Below are 16,559 nucleotides of genomic sequence, written 5' to 3' on the forward strand. Positions count from 1 at the left end.
TGCTCAATTGGGTTACGTTTACGCAAACGTCAACCGAGCGGCAACGCTGGATGAGCCGTTCAGACCAGGCAAACGTCCGAAGCAGCGTAAAGTCGCGCTCACTTGCCGTTCCGCGCCCGTGCCACACGTACGCCCAGCCGTATCACGCCGTTCAGGATCGCCGATGCGGCGATTACGGGAAAGGTGAGCAGCAGCACCAGGACGACGCTCGGGAACGGGCGCAGATGCGCGCCGTCGGGCGTGGAAGGCTCGTCAAAGCACAGGCCGAAACCAAAAAGGGCGAGCATGGCGATCAACGCCCTGCCCGCCCCTTTTTGGCGACCGATCAGTGCCGCGACCGCAGCCACGAACCCCATCACCAGCATCGCTGCCGGGATGAGGCCGTAGAGCGGCATCAGGCGGCCTTCTGGACCTCTGCCACGATCTTCTTGGCAGCGTCGCCCAGGTCGTTCGCGGGAACGATGGCGAGGCCGGAATTGGCGAGGATGTCCTTGCCCTGCTGCACATTGGTGCCCTCAAGGCGGACCACCAGCGGCACCGACAGGTTCACTTCCTTGGCGGCCGCGACAATGCCCTCGGCAATGATGTCGCAGCGCATGATGCCGCCGAAGATGTTGACCAGGATGCCCTTTACGTTCGGATCCTGGAGGATGATCTTGAACGCGGCCGTCACCTTCTCCGTGGTGGCGCCACCGCCCACGTCGAGGAAGTTGGCCGGGAACATGCCGTTCAGCTTGATGATGTCCATGGTGGCCATCGCCAGGCCGGCGCCGTTCACCATGCAGCCGATGTCGCCATCGAGCTTGATGTACGCCAGGTCATACTTGGAGGCTTCCAGCTCGGCGGGATCTTCCTCGGTCTCGTCGCGCAGCTCGGCAATGTCCTTGTGACGGAACATGGCGTTGCCGTCGAAGCCGACCTTGGCGTCGAGGACCAGCAGGTTGCCCTGCTCGGTCAGTGCGAGCGGGTTGACTTCGATCTGCTCGGCGTCGGTTTCCAGGAACGCGTTGTAGAGCGACTGCGCGACCTTGGCGGCCTGCTTGGCCTGGTCGCCGGTCAGGCCGAGCGCGCCGGCGACGGCGCGGCCATGGTGCGGCTGGAAGCCGGTCGCGGGATCGACGGCGAAGGTGTGGATCTTTTCCGGAGTCGAATGGGCGACTTCCTCGATGTCCATGCCGCCTTCGGTCGAGACGACAAAGGCGACGCGGCCAGTGGCGCGGTCGACCAGGAGGGCGAGGTAGAATTCCTTGGCGATGTCGGCGCCGTCGGTGATGTACAGGCGGTTGACCTGCTTGCCGGCGTCGCCGGTCTGGATCGTCACCAGCGTGTTTCCGAGCATGTCGGTAGCGTGGGCGCGGACTTCATCCAGGGTGAAGGCGAGGCGGACGCCGCCCTTCGCGTCTGGACCGAGCTCCTTGAACTTGCCCTTGCCGCGGCCGCCGGCATGGATCTGCGACTTCACGACATAGAGCGGCCCGGGGAGCTGCTTGGCGGCTTCGACGGCCTCTTCGACCGTGAACGCTGCGTGGCCGGCAGCGACCGGCGCACCGAACTTGGCGAGGAGTTCCTTGGCCTGATATTCGTGGATGTTCATGGGAGCACGCCCCTTCATCATTGGCGAAACGGGAAAAACTGCCTTTGCCCAAAGCACAACGGGACGCGTGAATCCACCCCTATTCGCCTCAAGCGCGGGTGCGAATTAGTTGCAATAAGGCCTGGCGGCGATTGGAGGGCTCGTCGCGGCGGCGCGAGGTTGCTATATGACGGGCATGCATCCCGTTGCCGGAATCCTGCTGTTCATCGCCACGGTCGCGGGCATGGAGGCGTTCGCCTATGGCGCGCACCGGTGGATTATGCACGGGCCGGGCTGGTTCCTGCACAAGTCGCACCATGAGCCGCGCACCGGCAATTGGGAGCTGAACGATCTGTATGCCGCGATCTTCGCGGTGCCGTCGTTCGTGTTGCTGCTGGGCGGGGTGCAGCTGGGGTGGTGGCCGGGCTTTGCCTGGATCGGGGCGGGGATTGCCGCCTATGGCGCCATCTATTTCGGCTTCCACGACATCATCGTGCACAAGCGCCTGCCCCACCGCTATGTCGCGCGGTCGCGCTACATGAAGCGGATCGTGCAGGCGCACCGGCTGCACCACGCCGTACAGGGCAAGCATGGCACGGTGAGCTTCGGTTTCCTGGTGGCGCCGCGGGCGGAGAAGCTGAAGCAGCAATTGAAGCGGTATCGGGCGCAGACAAAGGCGGATTGACGGGCAGGGGCACGCCACCCACATGATCGGACCTATGGAACCGCTGAACCTGTCCGAGTCCGAATGGCGCAAGCGCCTGACCCGCGAACAATATCACGTCCTGCGCGAGGCGGGCACCGAGCGGCCGTTCGCGGGCCGCTATAACGATAACAAGGCCGATGGCGTGTATCGCTGCGCGGGTTGTCAGCTCGACCTGTTCGACAGCGCCGACAAGTACGACTCCGGTTCGGGCTGGCCCAGCTTCACCCAGCCGGTGGCGCAGGACCATGTCGCCGAACACGCCGACAACAGCCATGGCATGCGCCGGGTCGAGGCACGCTGCGCGCGCTGCGACGGGCATCTGGGCCATGTGTTCCCCGACGGGCCGCCGCCCACGGGTCTGCGCTATTGCATGAACTCGGTCAGCCTTGAGTTCCGTTCACGGGGCGGCAACGCAATCGGCGCTAATGACGGGGCGACCGGCTCCTGATCCTTGTGAGCCGGCGGATTAGGGCTTACTCCACCCAACCCGATGGCTTCCAAATCTCCCGCAAAAGGCCGCCCATCGTGGTGGCGCCGTTCGTCCTTCTGGAATCGCTTCTTCCTGTGGACGCTGATCAGCGGCATCGCCGTGGGCGTGCTGGCGATCGTCGCATTGCTGATCGCGGTGTACACCACCCGCGCGTCGCTGCCGAGCTATGACGAGCTGAAGTCGTCGCCCAATGGGCAGATGATCCGCGTCCATGCGGCGGACGGCACCGTGCTGGTGTCGCTCGGGCCGAGCTATGGCGAGTGGATCCCCTACGACCAGATCCCGGGGGTGATGAAGGATGCGATCGTCGCGGTGGAGGATCGCCGCTTCGAGAGCCATTGGGGTATCGATCCCCTCGGCCTGGCCCGCGCGCTGCGGGTGGCGTATCTGAAGCGCGGTTCGGGCCGGCGTCTGCAGGGCGCGTCGACGATCACGCAGCAGGTCGCGCGCACCATCTTCCTGTCGAACAAGTACGACTTCGGCCGCAAAATGCGCGAGGCGGTGATCGCGCTCGCCATGGAGCGCAAGTTCAGCAAGGACCAGATCCTCGAGCTGTACCTCAACAAGGTGTATTTCGGCGGTGGCGCGTACGGCATCGACGCGGCCAGCCGGAAGTTCTTCGGGCATCCCGCCAACGACCTGAGCCTGGCCGAGGCGGCAGTGGTCGCCGGGCTGGTCAAGGCGCCCTCGCATTACTCGCCCACCGCCGACGCCGAAGCCGCCGTGCAGCGCGCCAGCGTCGTGCTGGACGTGATGGCCGAGACCGGCAAGATCAGCGCGTCGGAAGCCGCCAGCGTCGATCCGCGTTCGGTGAAGCTCGCGCCGGAACCCCGGCAGAACAGCGTGCGCTATTTCACCGACTGGGCGCTGCCGCAGCTGGAAGTGCTGATCGACGAAAGCGAAGCGCCGCTGGAGGTGTGGACCACGCTGGACCTGGGCATGCAGCGCGCCGCCGACGAGGCGATCCGCCGCAACGCGCCGGACGGGACGCAGGGCGCGCTGGTGAGCCTGGACCGCGACGGCGCGGTGCGCGCGATGGTGGGTGGCAAGGACTATGTGTCCTCCATCTACAACCGCGCGACGCAGGCGACCCGCCAGCCGGGTTCGGCGTTCAAGCTGTTCACCTATCTCGCCGCGCTGGAGGCCGGGCACAAGGTCGACGACGTGGTGGTCGACGAACCGGTGACGATCGCCGGCTGGAGCCCGCGCAACAGCTCCGGGCGCAACAGCGGGCAGATGTCGCTGCGCACGGCCTTTGCCTATTCGATCAACACGGTTGCCGCGAAGCTGGGCCAGGAAGTGGGCTTCGGCACGGTGGCCGACATGGCGCGGCGCTTCGGCATCACCACGCCGATCAACACCCAGCCGGCGATGGTGCTGGGCACGTCCAATGTCCGCCTGCTCGACATGACGCGGGCCTATGCCTCGGTCGCGAGCAATGGCGTGGCAGTGACGCCCTATGGCATCACACGGGTGACGGCGAACGGGCGGGTGATCTATCAGCATGAAGTGGATACCAGCCATGTGCTGGTCGCGCCCTATGTCGCCGCGCAGATGATCGACCTGCTCCAGACTGCCGTGGCGACCGGCACGGGCCGTGCGGCGCAGATCGGGCGCCCGGTAGCGGGCAAGACCGGCACCACCAGCTCGAACAAGGATGGCTGGTTCATGGGCTTTTCCAGCGGGCTGACCACCGGCGTGTGGATGGGCCGCGACGATGCGCGCGCAGTGGGCGGGCTTCAGGGCGGCACGGCGCCGGCACGCGCCTTTGCCAGCTTCATGTCCAAGGCCGTGGCCAAGCGGCCAGTGGAAGAGTTCCAGACCAAGGTGACGCTGCCCGAGTGGCAGCTCGAGCCCGAGGACAACGCATATTATGCCGAGCCGGATAATAGCGTGTTCGTCGACCAGGACGGCAATCCGGTGGAGGAACGGCAGGGGGCGGCGCCTGGTCAGGCTCCCGAAGGGGAGAGCGAAGACCGGATCGACGAGGACTGGATCGACCGGATGACCGGGCGGCCTTCCGGCGGCGAGAACCAGCCGCAGCAGCCGCGTGGACCGATCCGGACTCCGGCGCCCGACGCGCCCGGGCGGTCGGGCGTGGTGCCGCGCGAGCGGCCCGCGCCGGTTGATGAGGGGTATTGAGGCGCGGGGTTGCTCGTGAGGCGTTCTCCGTCTCGTTTCCCGTGCCAGCTCGCCCGCTTGCGCGAGGATTGTCTAGTTTCCAGCTGATTAGTTCCCCGGCGGAGGCCGGGGCCAGCTTCGGGCTGTTTGGCGTTTAGGGTCTGCGCCTTCTTGGCGATGTGGCTACTGGGCCCCGGCCTTCGCCGGGGAACTCTTGGTATGACGGATATAAACTTCGTCGCCCGGCCTTGCGCCGGAGTCCCGCTGCCTTGTGGTGGGCAGAAGAAGAAGAAGAAGAAGCGGGATCCCGGCTCAAGGCCGGGATGACGGGGGAGTGGCAGCCTTTTGCCCTGCCTCAGCGGCCTACCCAATGCAGTGCGGCGCCGTGGCGGCGGAGCCAGTGGCGGGTGGGTTCTACTTCGCCTTCGTAGAGGGTTTCTACCAGGCGGTGGAAGGCGGGGCCGTGGTTCATGTGAATGCGGTGGGCGACTTCGTGCGCGACGGTGGCGCGGCGGACTTCGGGTGGGGCGAGGATCAGGCGCCAGCTGTAGCGGATCGTGCCGGAGGATGTGCAGCTGCCCCAGCGGCCCTTGGCATCGCCGACTGCGACGCTGGCCACCTCTACATTGGCGCGCTCGGCATATTCGGCGGTTTCGGCGCTGAGCACCGCCAGCGCCTGGGCGCGCAGCCAGCGTTCGATACGGGCGGGGAGGCTTTCCAGCGGACCGCCGCAGACGAGTTTGTCACCCTCCACCCGCGGCGTGCGGGGATGGGTGGGAGCCCAGGCGATCTCCAGCTCGGTGCCGGCAAAGGGGATGCGGGCGCCCGAGACGAAGGGGCGGCCCTGAGGCAGTTTCGCCTGTTGCGCGTCGATCCAGGCGCGCTGCTGCTCGGCCCAGGCGAGTGCCTTTTGCAAGGAGGCGCGGCGGGGCAGGGTGAGGCGTACGCCGCCGGTGCGGGGATCGACCGCCAGGCGCATCACCTTTGCTCGAGCGTTGCGAACAACCTCGATTCGTGCGCTCAAAGGGTGCGGTCCACCAGATGGTGCTCGAAGTCGCCGGCGTCGTCTTCGGAAATGGTCCAGCCGCGGGTGGATTCACCGGCGGCGTGCACGGCTTCGCGGTCACCGCTTACCAGATAATGCCATGCGGGAAGCTGTTCGCCCGCGGCGCGCAGCCGATAGGCGCAAGTCGAGGGCAGCCACCCGATCCCGGCGACATTGCTGTTGGTCAGGCGGACGCACTCGCTGACATAGGCGTGACGATGCTTGTAGTCGCTGCACAGCCCCATGCGGCGGTCGAGCAGGCGGCAGGCGACGTTGGTGGCGAGCAGCTCGCCGGTCTCCTCATCCTCCAGCTTGTGCACGCAGCATTTGCCGCAGCCGTCGCACAGCGCTTCCCACTGCGCGCGGTCGAGCTTCGACAACGGCGTGTCTTCCCAAAAACGTCCACTCACCGGACCCAATGCCTCACTTCTTGTGCGATCGCCGCGCCGCCCTTTTCCAGCGGCAGCAATGCCAGGGGTTCCCCACTCTTCCCCATTAGATAGGCAGCCGCGAAGTGATCCACCATATAGCCGCCGCCGGGACCCGGGGGCTGCTTCTTGAAATAAACGGCATAGCTCTTGGCGACCTGGGCGATCTGATCGGGCGTGCCGGTGAGGCCCACGGTGCGGGGATAGAAGTTGCCGACGAACTGCTTCACCGCCGCGGGGGTGTCACGCTCGGGATCGACGCTGATGAAGATCGGCACGAGCTTTTCGCTGGTGCGCGGTGCTTCCTTGTCGAGGATCTTCATCGCCTGGCCGATCTTCTGCATGTCGGTGGGGCAGACATCGGGGCAATAGGTGTAGCCGAAATAGACGATGCGGTATTTGCCGGCAAAGTCGGTGTCGCGCACCGTCCGGTTGTTCTGGTCGGTAAGCGCGAACGGGCCGCCAATGCGCGCGCCGGCAAGCGGGGGTTCCTCCGTGGCGGCGCCGCCGCCGCATGCAGCAAGCGGGGCGAGGCAAAGCAGGGCGAGGGGGACAAGCGACCTATTCATGGCGCCCCAAGCCATGATCTGTTAGGCAGCCGCTTGCAAGAACGGGGTCCACGCAAAGGGTTGTTCCGCCACATGAAGTTTCGAGCCTTCCGCCTCGCGGCCAGCGCCGCGCTCATGGTCGCCGCAATGCCGGCCGCTGCGCAGCAAATCTCCGAAAGCCACGAATTCCTGGAAGCGGTGCGCAAGGCCGACGGCACCAAGGTCAACCAGTTCCTGAGCAACCCGACCCAGCGGCTGATCAATTCCAAGGATCGCAGCACGGGCGAGGGGGCGATCCACATCGTCACCAAGCGGCGCGACCAGCTGTATCTGCGCGTGGTGCTGCAACAGGACGACGTGAACAAGAATCTGCAGGACCGCGAGGGCAACACCGCGCTGCTGATCGCCGCCGACCAGGGCTGGGGCGAGGGGGTTTCGATCCTGCTCAAGTACGGGGCCAACCCGAACACGCCGAACAGCGCCGGGCAGACGCCGCTGATCCGGGCGGTGCTGTCGCATCAGGAGGATGTGGTGCGGCAGTTGCTGGCGGCGAAGGCCGATCCGGATCGTGCCGATTACCAGACGGGCATGAGTGCGCGCGAGTACGCCAAGCGGGAGTCGCGCTATGCGGCGATTGCGAAGCTGGTGGCCGATGCGCCCAAGGCTGGCGCTGGTGGTGCGGCCGGGCCGAAGCTTTAACGGGCGGTTTTCCGCTTTTCTTTCGTCACCCCGCCTTGAGCCGGGGTCCCGCTGCCTCGCCCGCGGAAGAAGAAGAAGCGGGATCCCGGCTCAAGGCCGGGATGACGAGGGTTCTCGACTCAGGAAACCTGCTCGGCGTCCGGATCGAGCATGTGGATGACGCGGCGGGCGGCGCGGCGGGCGAAGGCCAGGGTGCATTTGCGTCGGGTCGCGCTTGCCAGCGGCACGGTGGCGGCTTCGCGCAGGACCGCGGCGTCGTAGCGGTCGGCGACGATCAGGCCCGCCCGATCCGGTAGAAACGCTTCCTGGTCGAACGGGCGCAGGTCGAACCCCTGCGGCACTGCCCAGAAGAAGCGGTCGCAATGCGCGAGGTAATCCTGCCATTTGCCGTCGCCGAGCAGATCGCTGCGCGACACCTTGACCTCCACGATGACCAGATTGCCGCGTGCATCGATCGCCATCAGATCGGCTCGGCGGCCGCCGTCGAGCGGCACTTCGCCGATCGCCACGCAATCGTGGCGCAGCAGCATGCGGGTGACGCCGCGCACCACGTCGGCAGCGACCATCGGTGCGGTGTCTGGGGAAACGGAAACAGCCGGGGATGGACCTGCGCTCATCCCCGGCTGCTAGAACATTTCACGAACGGGGGAAACCCCCGCGTGATCAACGATAGAAGATGTGGTTGCCGATCGAGGCGATCCGCGGACGGGCCCAGCTCGCCTTGGAATGGCGGGCATGGAAGTACAGCGCCTCGTCGGCCGGACCATCCCACAGATCCTTCTGCGCGACCTGCGCCACGGCGAGCGCCTGGCGCCACTGAGCGTTGCTCGGCGGCGTAGGGATCTTGCCGCCGCGGATGAAGGAGAACTGGCCGCGCTGGGTCAGCACCGAGCAGACCGACTTGGGGAAGCGGCCCGACTGGGTGCGGTTGATCAGCACCTGCGCGACGGCGAGCTGGCCGGCGAGCGGTTCGCCCTTGGATTCATAGTAGATGCCGACTGCGAGGCATTCGAGTTCATCGCTGGGGTCTGCCTGCGCGTCCTGCGCGGCGACTGCTGCCGAGAGCGATGCGAAATCTTCGTCTTCCTGGACCGCATCCTGCGGGATCGGCTGCACGATCTCACCGCTGTTCTGGATCACAAGGGCCGCGGGTTGCGGCGTGGGAACCGTCTGCGGTTCCGGGGCGTTTTGTTGGGACTGAACCGGTGCAATCTGTGCATCCGAGGTCCCGTCGAGCGTGGCAGCGTTCGCAAGCGCGCCAGCGCAGAGAGTCACAGCTGCGATCGTCGCAGCCAGTGGCGTGAACTTCATGTAACATCTGCATTATGCGGTTGGCGTGCGGCCTGACCCCCCAAAACGGGCCGCCGGACATCCCCCCGACTGCGTAACCGATCGATCTCTGACCCCGAACGGCACAACGCTATTGGAACGTGGGCATTCCCTTTCCCGTTTGTGTCCGGGGAGTCAATGTTACGAAAGCGTTTCAGCGGCGAAGCGTTCGGCCTCTGCGATATCCAGTTCAACGACCCATAGATCTGGGTCGCTCGCCCGCCTGCGCCCCCAATAGCTGGTGGCCGCGGCATCGTCGGGCAGTTCGGCGGGGCCGGATGGCAGCAGCGCGGGCGCCCCGTCGGGACCGATTCCGCGTTCGAAAAAGCGGGGATTTACGCCCCGTTCCAGCGCGAGAATGAGGATGCCGCCAGCGATCACGTCGCCGCGCGCGAGGATCATCGCCGAGCCACCCTCAGCATGCACGCGGCGGACCAGCGCGCTTACAGCGGTGCCGCTGGCGAGCCGGGCGGTCACTCCGAACGGTAGCCGGGCAGCGATGCGAGCGGGATTCGCGAGCGCATGAAGGTGCCGGTGCCGCGGGCGACTTCCTCACCGCTTGCGTCCACCAGCCGCGCCTCGGCAACGAACACGCGGCGCTGGCCGCTGACCCAGCGCCCCTCCGCCACCACCGGACCTTCGGACAGCGGCTTGGTAAGCAGCAGGTTGAACTGGGTGGTGAGCAGGAAACGGTCGGTGATCAGGCTGTTGGCGGCGTAGAAGGCCGCGTCGTCGAGCATCTTGAAATAGCTCGTGCCATGCGCCGCGCCGGCGGCGTGGAAGAAGCGCGCATCGACCTGGAAGCGGATGCGGGCGATCCCCGGCTCAGGGATCTCCAGCACCGACTCGAACAGCTGGTTGATCGGGGCTGCAGCGTACAGCGCCTCCAGCGCGCGGAAATGCGCCTGCGCGCCGGTGGCTTCAGGCGGCGTCACGCGCCTCGACTCCGGTCAGCAGGGCATAGAGCGCGTCCGTCGAGCCCGCGCCGCGCAGCTTGGCGGCGAAGTTCCGATCGCGCAGGCGCCGCGAGATCGACGCGAGCGCCTTCAAATGCTCGGCGCCCGCGCCGGTAGGCGACAACAGCATGAAGACGAGGTCGACGGGCAGTTCGTCCACTGCGCCGAAATCGATCGGCGTGGAAAGCCGTGCGAAGACGCCGGACACCTTGGCAAGGCCGTCGAGCCGGGCATGCGGGATCGCAATGCCGCCGCCAAAGCCAGTGGAGCCGAGCTTTTCCCGCTCGAGCAGCGGTTCGGTCACGTCCTGGCCGTCCAGCCCATAGGCGCGCGTCGCCGCGGCACCCATGTGCTGGAACAGCAGTTTCTTGTTCGCGGCACCGACGCCGGCGAGCACAGCCTCCGGCGTCAGCAAATCGCTGAGTTCAGTCATTGGTCTTCCAGTCAGACCCCCCGGTCTTTCGGGGGCGACTGTTAGGCCTGTGTGCGGTTGGGCTCAACCCAGCCAATCGTCCCGTCACCGCGGCGATAGACCATGTTGTGGACACCCGTGGCGGTGTTGCGGAACAGCAGCGCGTTGGTGTGGCGCAGGTCGAGCATCATCACCGCGTCCGACACGGTCGATTCCGGCACGTCGACACGCGTCTCGGCGATGATCAGCGGGGCGTCGGCGACCTCTTCCTCTTCGGCATGTTCCTGGAACAGCGTGTAACCGGCATTGTCATAGGCGTTTTCCTCGGCGATCGCGTTCGCTTCGCCGGCATGCCGGTCCTTGAGGCGGCGCACATAGCGTCGCAGCTGCTTGTCGATCCGGTCGGCCGCGCCGTCGAACGCGCCGTTTGCTTCCTGGCCGCTATTGGCTGCCTTCAGCACCAGGCCCTGCATCACGTGCATCACGATGTCGCACGTGAAGCTGTCGTGCGGGCCCTTGCCAAAGGTTACCTGGGACGAGATCGCGCGAGAGAAATATTTGTCGGCGATCGCCTGAAGCCGATCGGTGACCTGCGTCTGCAGGGCGTCGCCTGTATCGACCTGATGCCCAGAAACCCGGATTTCCATTGATAACCTCCGCTTACTTCAAAACGGGGGAGCCTTTGGCATCGGCAGCGCGGTTCAGTGCGCTGCCTGGGTCCAGAGTGGCTCCTCCAGACTCTGAACAAAGGCTGCGTGGCGTTCAAGTTCCGCCGCCGGCACTGCGAAATGCCGCGCCGGGCGCACATGGACGCGGGTCGGCGCCTCGGCAGGGGTCTCGCGCATCACCGGCGTGTCGACTGCCAGGCCCAAGGTGATCTGCCGTCCGCCGGTCAGCTCGACATAGACCTGCGCGAGCAGCTGCGCGTCGAGCAGTGCGCCGTGCAGCTGGCGCGCGCTCAAGTCGATGCCATAGCGCGAGCAGAGCGCGTCGAGCGTGTGCTTGGCGCCGGGATGGCGGATGCGGGCGATGCCGAGCGTGTCGACCATGCGCGTGGTGCACAAGATCGGTCGGCCGCAGCGGTCGAGCTCGCCATTCAGGAAGCCGAAGTCGAAGCTGGCGTTGTGCGCGACCAGCGGGCAATCGCCGAGAAAGTCGATCAGCTCCTCGACCACATCGCCGAACAGCGGCTTGTCGGAGAGGAAGCGGGCGCTGAGGCCATGGACGCGCTCGGCCTCGGCCGGCATGTCGCGCTCAGGGTTGATGTAGCGGTGGAAATGGTTGCCGGTCGGCACGCGGTTGACCAGCTCGACACAGCCAATCTCGACCAGCCGGTCACCGCTCGGGAAACTGAGGCCAGTGGTTTCGGTGTCGAACACGATCTCGCGCATGGGCGCCTTATCCTCCCGCTGGATCGTAGAGGCAAGCGATCAGCGCGCGCACCCCGGCTCGGGTTTCTTCCAGCGTGCCGCCGGTGGGGATGACGAAATCGGCGCGGGCGCGCTTTTCGGAGTCGGGCAATTGCCGGGCGAGGATGGCAGCGAGGCGTTCTGGCGTCATGCCCGGGCGGGCAAGGACGCGTTCGCGCTGGATCTCAGGCGGGGCCGAGACAACGGCGATCTTGTCGACGTTCTTCCAGCCGCCAGCCTCGAAGAGCAACGGCACGTCGAGGACGACCAGCGGGCGGTCATAGTATAGCGCGAGGAAGCTTTCGCGTTCGTCGGCGACGGCGGGGTGGACGATCGCCTCCAGCCGGGCGAGCGCCTGTGGGTTGCCGAGCACGGCTTCGCCAAGGGCCGTGCGGTTCACGCCCTCCGCACCAGTGGTGTCGGGGAATTCGGCTTCGATCGCGGCAACGACCGCACCGCCGGGCCCCTGCAACTGGTGGACAACGGCGTCTGCGTCGAACACCGGCACGCCTTCGTCGACGAACATGGCGGCAACGGTCGACTTGCCCATGCCGATCGACCCGGTGAGGCCCAGAATGATCATCGGCGCACGATCATGCGGTTAGCAATGTGCGCAGTTCGTCGTCGCGGTCGCGCGGCGGCTCGGCGCCGAAGAACATTTCGAACGCAAGTGCTGCCTGGCCGACCAACATCTCCAGCCCATCCACCGTGTCGAGTTCACGCTCCCGCGCCTGGGCGAGCAACGGGGTTTCGAGCGGGGCATAGACCGCGTCATAGACGACGGCGTCTTCGGGCAGCGGCGACAAGTCGATGTCGAGCGGCGGCTGACCAACCATGCCGAGCGCGCTCGCGTTGACCACCAACCCGGCAGGCGGAAGCGGGCTGCCGAGCGGCACAGAGTCGCCCTTCAGCCCGAAGCGCGCAAGCAAGGCCGCGGCCTTGAGCACATTGCGGTTGAGGACAGTGACGCGGCCGATGCCGACGCGCGACAAGGCGAAGAGGATGGCGCGGGCAGCGCCGCCGGCGCCGATCACCACCGCATGCTGGCTTTCCAGCTCCAGCCCTGCGATCGGCGCATAGAAGCCGCCGGCATCGGTGTTGGTGCCGACCAGCACGCCATCTTCGCCGCGGATCACGGTGTTGATCGCGCCAATCGTATCGCGCACGCCGCCGCGATCCTCAACATGGTCGAGCGCGGCGATCTTGTGTGGAATGGTGATGTTGCAGCCGCGCCAGGCCGGATCGGCGGCACGCGTCGCGAAATAATCGGCAAGCCCTTCGGTTGTGACATGCGCCGCCCGATACTCCGCATCGATTCCCAGCGCCTTCAGCCAGAAGCCGTGGATCAGCGGCGACTTGGACTGCGCGATCGGATCCCCGATCACTTCGGCATATGGCTTCATGACGTCAGCACTTTCCGGGTACGCAGATAATCGAGCAGCGGCAGCATGGGCATGCCGAGAATGGTGAAATGGCTGCCCTCCACCTTGGCGAACAGCTGCACGCCGGGACCTTCCATCCGATAGCAGCCGACACAGCCGCCAATCGCGGGCCATTCGGCGTCGAGATAGGATTGGATGAAGGCTTCCGAGAGGGTGCGGACATGCATGCGCGCGCGGTCGACATGCCGCCACACGGCGCGGCCCTGCTCGGCGATCACCGCTGCACTGTAGAGATCATGGTGGCGGCCCGACATGGCGCGGAGGTGCTCGGCGGCATCCTCCCGGCTCACCGGCTTGTCGAGTAGGGTGCCATCGTCGAGCGCCACCACCGAGTCACCCCCCAGCACCAGCGCCTGAGGCACCAGCCGCGACACCTTGAGCGCCTTCAACTCGGCAAGCGCGTCGGCGAGGTCGCGGGGCGAGGTGCCAGCGGCGATCAGCGATTCCTTGGCGGTTGCCTCGTCCACCTGCGCGGCGACGGCTTCGTGCAGCACCCCGGCGGCGTCGAGCATCGCGCGGCGCGACGCGCTTTGCGAGGCGAGGACGAGGGTGGTCATGCGCCTTGCGCCTTCAACGCGCGCTCGTTGCACAGCTGGATGATCGCGGCGGCGGTTTCCTCGATCGAGCGGCGTGTGACGTCGATCACCGGCCACTCATTGTCAGCGAACATACGGCGGGCAAAGGCGATCTCGCGCTGCACCGAGTCCTGGTCGACATAGTCGGTTTCGGGGCTCTGGTTGAGCGACAGCAGGCGGTTGCGGCGGATCTGCACCAGCCGGTCCGCGCTGGTGGTGAGGCCCACGACCAGCGGGTGCTTAAGCGTGAACAGCTCGGGCGGGGGCGGCGATTCGACGACGATGGGGATGTTGGCGGTCTTGTAGCCGCGATTGGCGAGGTAGATCGACGTCGGCGTCTTGGACGATCGCGATACGCCGGCCAAGACGATGTCGCACTCCTCCCAATCCTCGGCACCGATGCCGTCGTCATGCGCCATGGTGAACTGGATCGCATCGACGCGGGCGAAATAGGCCGCGTCGAGGCTGTGCTGGCGCCCCGGCCGCGCCTTGGCTTCCTGGCCGAGCAGGCCGGAAAGCGCGTGGCTGACCGGATCGAGCGGGGCGATCGCCGGCAGGCCCATCGCCCGGCAACGGGTTTCCAGCGTGCGGCGGATTTCGCTGTTCACCAGGGTGAAGATCACCAGCCCGGGATTTTGCGCGATTTCCTGAAGGATGCGCTCAAGATGCGCTTCGGAGCGCACCATCGGCCAGAAGTGGCGCAGCGTTTCCACGTCGTCGAACTGGGCGAGCGCCGCCTTGGCGATGTTTTCCAGGGTCTCGCCGGTAGAATCCGACAGCAGATGGAGGTGCAGCTTCATCTAGGTGGATCGATCCGTGGATAACATGGCTGACAACCGCTAGCGCAACCACCGCCCGCGGCCAAGCGCACCAGATCCGAGGACTCGGCTGGTGATTCTTCCACAACCCCGTCCCCAACCCCGTGTTCCGATCCACAGCCTGTGGAAAGCGGGGAGCGTTTATCCGAATCCCGGCTGAATCGCGGGCGGCGCAGAGTCAAACTGTGGGAAAGCCATGGGCGGAATCGCAATGCCCAGCTTCCACGCGCCAACAGACTCCAACAATCCTAAGATTCTTCTCTGAGTCTTTGTTGGAATGCGGATCGCGATGAGTCCGGTTCGGGCGATGGGTGTGATCGAGAGGTTTGGGAATCGGGTCCGGAACCGCCTTTCCCGCGCCGGTGGATACTGGCAGAGAGCAGCCGATCATGGCCGACCATTTCTCCCCCAAACCGCTCCTCGCCACGCTTCAGGGCCAGCGCCAGGCGGTCCCGCCGATCTGGCTGATGCGCCAGGCCGGGCGCTATCTGCCCGAATATCGCGCGCTGCGGGCCGAGAAGGGCGGGTTTCTGGCGCTTGCGATGGATCCCGAGGCGGCGGCCGAGATCACACTGCAACCGATCCGACGCTTCGGCATGGATGGGGCGATCCTGTTCTCCGACATCCTGATCGTACCGATGGCGCTGGGGCAGGATTTGTGGTTCGAAACCGGCGAAGGACCGCGGCTGGCGCCCAAGGTGCAGGCGAAGGACGTGCTGGACGGGCTTCAGGACACGCCTCAGGCGCTGGAGCCGGTCTATGGCACCGTGCGGCGGGTGGCAGGGCTGTTGCCGTTCCAGACCACCTTCCTGGGCTTTGCCGGCAGTCCCTGGACGGTCGCGACCTACATGATCAACGGTCAGGGCAGCCGCGAGCAGGCCGAGGCGCGACGGCTGGCTTATGGTGATCCGGGGCTGATGCAGGCGCTGGTCGATCGCATCGCCGACTGCACGATTGAGTATCTGCTCGGCCAGATAGAGGCTGGCGTAGAGGCGGTGCAGCTGTTCGACAGCTGGTCGGGCAGCCTGTCGCCGGCGCAGTTCGAGCGTTGGGTGATCGCCCCGACCGCCAGGATCATCGCCGCGCTGCACGACCGTGCGCCCGGTGTGCCGGTGATCGGCTTCCCCAAGGGGGCGGGCGGCAAGCTGCCGGCTTATGCGCGGGAAGTCGGCGCGGACGCGATTGGGGTGGATGAGACCGTCGATCCGGTCTGGGCGAACGCGTCGCTGCCCAAAGGCATGCCGGTGCAGGGCAATCTCGATCCGCTCGCGCTGATCGCGGGCGGGGAGACGCTGACCCAGGCGGTGGATCGCATCCTGGGCGCGTTCGCCGATCGGCCGCATGTGTTCAACCTGGGCCATGGCATCCTGCCCGACACGCCGATCGCGCATGTCGAGCAGCTGCTGGCCCATGTTCGGGGAACCGGCGCATGACCGGGTTCCTGGGCAATGCCTATCTGTGGGTGAAGGCGTTTCACGTCATTTTCGTGATCTTCTGGATGGCCGGATTATTCCTGCTGCCGCGCTATCTGGTGCATCATCAGGAGGCGCTGGGCAGCCCCCAAGCCGCCGATTGGGTGAAGCGCGAGACGATGCTGCGGCGGATGATCCTGACCCCATCGATGATCATCGTGTGGCTGCTGGGCGCGACGCTTGCGGTCAATCTGGGGCTGTTCGACGGACAGCCGGGGCTTGGCTGGCTCCATGCCAAGCTGCTGCTGGTGGTGCTGCTGAGCGGCTTTCATGGCTGGAGTGTTGGCTATGCCCGCAAGCTGGCGGCGGGGGAGCGGCGCATCGCCACCCGGCGGCTGCGGATGCTCAACGAAGTGCCTGCGCTTGCCGCGGTGCTGATCGTGATCCTGGCAGTGGTGAAGCCATTCTAACAAAGTTGCGCGCAAACGGCGCGAAAAGCTTGATTCGCTGCGCCGTTCGCGGTTGACTTGGGGAAAGGCCGCTCCTAATTCGCCGGGGTGTCCGGGATCTCCGGGCAACCTCCCTCCAGCATCGAT

Annotated in this window: 22 protein-coding genes; 6 read left to right on the forward strand and 16 right to left on the reverse strand. The window is 66.2% G+C overall.

All coding sequences use genetic code 11. The annotated features are described in order from the left end of the window. Positions 1 to 98: 98 nt before the first annotated feature. A complete protein-coding gene (locus LQ953_RS05690) occupies positions 99 to 395 on the reverse strand; it encodes a hypothetical protein (RefSeq protein ID WP_231029734.1) in 297 nt (98 codons plus the stop codon). After that, positions 395 to 1,594 carry an ADP-forming succinate--CoA ligase subunit beta gene (sucC, locus tag LQ953_RS05695; protein WP_231029736.1) on the reverse strand — a complete coding sequence of 400 codons (1,200 nt, stop codon included), beginning with the start codon at positions 1,592 to 1,594 and terminating at the stop codon, positions 395 to 397. The genes LQ953_RS05690 and sucC overlap by 1 nt, the downstream gene beginning before the upstream one ends. Positions 1,595 to 1,760: 166 nt before the next feature. On the opposite strand from sucC, the gene LQ953_RS05700 reads away from it, so the two are divergent. Genes LQ953_RS05700 through LQ953_RS05710 form a run of 3 tightly spaced genes read left to right on the forward strand, consistent with a single transcriptional unit; the run spans position 1,761 to position 4,911 of the window. Then, positions 1,761 to 2,258 (forward strand): sterol desaturase family protein, encoded by a 498-nt coding sequence (locus LQ953_RS05700; RefSeq protein WP_443026547.1) that lies wholly within the window; start codon positions 1,761 to 1,763, stop codon positions 2,256 to 2,258. Positions 2,259 to 2,292: 34 nt separating this feature from the next. Continuing rightward, positions 2,293 to 2,727 carry a peptide-methionine (R)-S-oxide reductase MsrB gene (msrB, locus tag LQ953_RS05705; RefSeq protein ID WP_231029738.1) on the forward strand — a complete coding sequence of 145 codons (435 nt, stop codon included), beginning with the start codon at positions 2,293 to 2,295 and terminating at the stop codon, positions 2,725 to 2,727. A gap of 42 nt (positions 2,728 to 2,769) precedes the next feature. After that, on the forward strand, positions 2,770 to 4,911 hold the full coding sequence (locus LQ953_RS05710; RefSeq protein ID WP_231029740.1) for a transglycosylase domain-containing protein: 2,142 nt from the start codon (positions 2,770 to 2,772) through the stop codon (positions 4,909 to 4,911). Between the two features lie 334 nt (positions 4,912 to 5,245). Here LQ953_RS05710 and LQ953_RS05715 read toward each other — a convergent pair whose 3' ends face one another. Genes LQ953_RS05715 through LQ953_RS05725 form a run of 3 tightly spaced genes read right to left on the reverse strand, consistent with a single transcriptional unit; the run spans position 5,246 to position 6,932 of the window. Beyond that, positions 5,246 to 5,869, reverse strand: a complete 624-nt coding sequence (locus tag LQ953_RS05715) for a M48 family metallopeptidase (protein ID WP_231029742.1) — start codon at positions 5,867 to 5,869, stop codon at positions 5,246 to 5,248. A gap of 41 nt (positions 5,870 to 5,910) precedes the next feature. Then, complete coding sequence (locus tag LQ953_RS05720) at positions 5,911 to 6,345, reverse strand: YcgN family cysteine cluster protein (protein WP_443026548.1); 435 nt, start codon at positions 6,343 to 6,345, stop codon at positions 5,911 to 5,913. After that, positions 6,342 to 6,932 (reverse strand): SCO family protein, encoded by a 591-nt coding sequence (locus tag LQ953_RS05725; protein ID WP_231029745.1) that lies wholly within the window; start codon positions 6,930 to 6,932, stop codon positions 6,342 to 6,344. The genes LQ953_RS05720 and LQ953_RS05725 overlap by 4 nt, the downstream gene beginning before the upstream one ends. Positions 6,933 to 7,004: 72 nt before the next feature. Between LQ953_RS05725 and LQ953_RS05730 the strand changes: the two genes are divergently transcribed. Next, positions 7,005 to 7,610, forward strand: coding sequence for an ankyrin repeat domain-containing protein (locus tag LQ953_RS05730; protein WP_231029747.1), 606 nt, complete (start codon positions 7,005 to 7,007; stop codon positions 7,608 to 7,610). A 119-nt stretch (positions 7,611 to 7,729) separates the two neighbouring features. Here LQ953_RS05730 and LQ953_RS05735 read toward each other — a convergent pair whose 3' ends face one another. The 11 genes from LQ953_RS05735 to LQ953_RS05785 form a co-directional block, all read right to left on the reverse strand. Next, on the reverse strand, positions 7,730 to 8,176 hold the full coding sequence (locus tag LQ953_RS05735) for an MmcB family DNA repair protein (RefSeq protein WP_231029749.1): 447 nt from the start codon (positions 8,174 to 8,176) through the stop codon (positions 7,730 to 7,732). Between the two features lie 97 nt (positions 8,177 to 8,273). Further along, on the reverse strand, positions 8,274 to 8,750 hold the full coding sequence (locus tag LQ953_RS05740) for a cell wall hydrolase (RefSeq protein WP_231029751.1): 477 nt from the start codon (positions 8,748 to 8,750) through the stop codon (positions 8,274 to 8,276). 330 nt (positions 8,751 to 9,080) lie between these two features. Further along, entirely contained in the window at positions 9,081 to 9,416 is a 336-nt protein-coding gene (locus LQ953_RS05745) for a DUF1491 family protein (RefSeq protein ID WP_231029753.1), read from the reverse strand. Beyond that, positions 9,413 to 9,874, reverse strand: a complete 462-nt coding sequence (locus LQ953_RS05750) for a PaaI family thioesterase (protein ID WP_231029755.1) — start codon at positions 9,872 to 9,874, stop codon at positions 9,413 to 9,415. The genes LQ953_RS05745 and LQ953_RS05750 overlap by 4 nt, the downstream gene beginning before the upstream one ends. Next, entirely contained in the window at positions 9,861 to 10,328 is a 468-nt protein-coding gene (ptsN, locus tag LQ953_RS05755; RefSeq protein WP_231029757.1) for a PTS IIA-like nitrogen regulatory protein PtsN, read from the reverse strand. Before ptsN ends, LQ953_RS05750 begins: the two co-directional genes overlap by 14 nt. 41 nt (positions 10,329 to 10,369) lie before the next feature. After that, entirely contained in the window at positions 10,370 to 10,954 is a 585-nt protein-coding gene (hpf, locus tag LQ953_RS05760) for a ribosome hibernation-promoting factor, HPF/YfiA family (protein WP_231029758.1), read from the reverse strand. 54 nt (positions 10,955 to 11,008) lie between these two features. Then, positions 11,009 to 11,698 carry a DNA polymerase III subunit epsilon gene (gene dnaQ, locus LQ953_RS05765; protein WP_231029760.1) on the reverse strand — a complete coding sequence of 230 codons (690 nt, stop codon included), beginning with the start codon at positions 11,696 to 11,698 and terminating at the stop codon, positions 11,009 to 11,011. Between the two features lie 7 nt (positions 11,699 to 11,705). Then, positions 11,706 to 12,299, reverse strand: coding sequence for a dephospho-CoA kinase (gene coaE, locus LQ953_RS05770; RefSeq protein WP_231029762.1), 594 nt, complete (start codon positions 12,297 to 12,299; stop codon positions 11,706 to 11,708). Positions 12,300 to 12,309: 10 nt separating this feature from the next. Then, positions 12,310 to 13,119, reverse strand: coding sequence for a shikimate dehydrogenase (gene aroE, locus LQ953_RS05775; protein WP_231029763.1), 810 nt, complete (start codon positions 13,117 to 13,119; stop codon positions 12,310 to 12,312). Beyond that, positions 13,116 to 13,670: a Maf family protein gene (locus tag LQ953_RS05780; protein WP_231029941.1), complete on the reverse strand. Its 555-nt coding sequence runs from the start codon at positions 13,668 to 13,670 to the stop codon at positions 13,116 to 13,118. Before LQ953_RS05780 ends, aroE begins: the two co-directional genes overlap by 4 nt. Before the next feature lie 41 nt (positions 13,671 to 13,711). Then, positions 13,712 to 14,533: a pyruvate, water dikinase regulatory protein gene (locus tag LQ953_RS05785; protein WP_231029765.1), complete on the reverse strand. Its 822-nt coding sequence runs from the start codon at positions 14,531 to 14,533 to the stop codon at positions 13,712 to 13,714. A 407-nt stretch (positions 14,534 to 14,940) separates the two neighbouring features. Here LQ953_RS05785 and hemE point away from each other — a divergent pair, with 407 nt between their 5' ends. Next, entirely contained in the window at positions 14,941 to 15,984 is a 1,044-nt protein-coding gene (gene hemE, locus LQ953_RS05790; protein ID WP_231029766.1) for a uroporphyrinogen decarboxylase, read from the forward strand. Continuing rightward, positions 15,981 to 16,433 (forward strand): CopD family protein, encoded by a 453-nt coding sequence (locus LQ953_RS05795; protein ID WP_231029768.1) that lies wholly within the window; start codon positions 15,981 to 15,983, stop codon positions 16,431 to 16,433. Before hemE ends, LQ953_RS05795 begins: the two co-directional genes overlap by 4 nt. Positions 16,434 to 16,559: the final 126 nt, after the last annotated feature.

The sequence above is a fragment of the Sphingomonas sp. IC-56 genome (genome assembly GCF_021043375.1).
Taxonomy (GTDB): domain Bacteria; phylum Pseudomonadota; class Alphaproteobacteria; order Sphingomonadales; family Sphingomonadaceae; genus Sphingomonas.

Excerpts from the sequence above, each read along its gene's own strand:
- ptsN (WP_231029757.1), bottom strand. The coding sequence starts at position 10,328 with ATGACTGAACTCAGCGATTTGCTGACGCCGGAGGCTGTGCTCGCCGGC.
- dnaQ (WP_231029760.1), bottom strand. The coding sequence starts at position 11,698 with ATGCGCGAGATCGTGTTCGACACCGAAACCACTGGCCTCAGTTTCCCG.
- aroE (WP_231029763.1), bottom strand. The coding sequence starts at position 13,119 with ATGAAGCCATATGCCGAAGTGATCGGGGATCCGATCGCGCAGTCCAAG.
- LQ953_RS05715 (WP_231029742.1), bottom strand. The coding sequence starts at position 5,869 with ATGCGCCTGGCGGTCGATCCCCGCACCGGCGGCGTACGCCTCACCCTG.
- LQ953_RS05735 (WP_231029749.1), bottom strand. The coding sequence starts at position 8,176 with ATGGTCGCTGCCGACGTGGTGCGCGGCGTCACCCGCATGCTGCTGCGC.
- LQ953_RS05795 (WP_231029768.1), top strand. The coding sequence starts at position 15,981 with ATGACCGGGTTCCTGGGCAATGCCTATCTGTGGGTGAAGGCGTTTCAC.
- coaE (WP_231029762.1), bottom strand. The coding sequence starts at position 12,299 with ATGATCATTCTGGGCCTCACCGGGTCGATCGGCATGGGCAAGTCGACC.
- LQ953_RS05730 (WP_231029747.1), top strand. The coding sequence starts at position 7,005 with ATGAAGTTTCGAGCCTTCCGCCTCGCGGCCAGCGCCGCGCTCATGGTC.
- hemE (WP_231029766.1), top strand. The coding sequence starts at position 14,941 with ATGGCCGACCATTTCTCCCCCAAACCGCTCCTCGCCACGCTTCAGGGC.
- LQ953_RS05700 (WP_443026547.1), top strand. The coding sequence starts at position 1,761 with ATGACGGGCATGCATCCCGTTGCCGGAATCCTGCTGTTCATCGCCACG.
- LQ953_RS05785 (WP_231029765.1), bottom strand. The coding sequence starts at position 14,533 with ATGAAGCTGCACCTCCATCTGCTGTCGGATTCTACCGGCGAGACCCTG.
- LQ953_RS05780 (WP_231029941.1), bottom strand. The coding sequence starts at position 13,670 with ATGCTCGACGCCGCCGGGGTGCTGCACGAAGCCGTCGCCGCGCAGGTG.
- msrB (WP_231029738.1), top strand. The coding sequence starts at position 2,293 with ATGGAACCGCTGAACCTGTCCGAGTCCGAATGGCGCAAGCGCCTGACC.
- sucC (WP_231029736.1), bottom strand. The coding sequence starts at position 1,594 with ATGAACATCCACGAATATCAGGCCAAGGAACTCCTCGCCAAGTTCGGT.
- hpf (WP_231029758.1), bottom strand. The coding sequence starts at position 10,954 with ATGGAAATCCGGGTTTCTGGGCATCAGGTCGATACAGGCGACGCCCTG.
- LQ953_RS05725 (WP_231029745.1), bottom strand. The coding sequence starts at position 6,932 with ATGAATAGGTCGCTTGTCCCCCTCGCCCTGCTTTGCCTCGCCCCGCTT.
- LQ953_RS05690 (WP_231029734.1), bottom strand. The coding sequence starts at position 395 with ATGCCGCTCTACGGCCTCATCCCGGCAGCGATGCTGGTGATGGGGTTC.
- LQ953_RS05710 (WP_231029740.1), top strand. The coding sequence starts at position 2,770 with ATGGCTTCCAAATCTCCCGCAAAAGGCCGCCCATCGTGGTGGCGCCGT.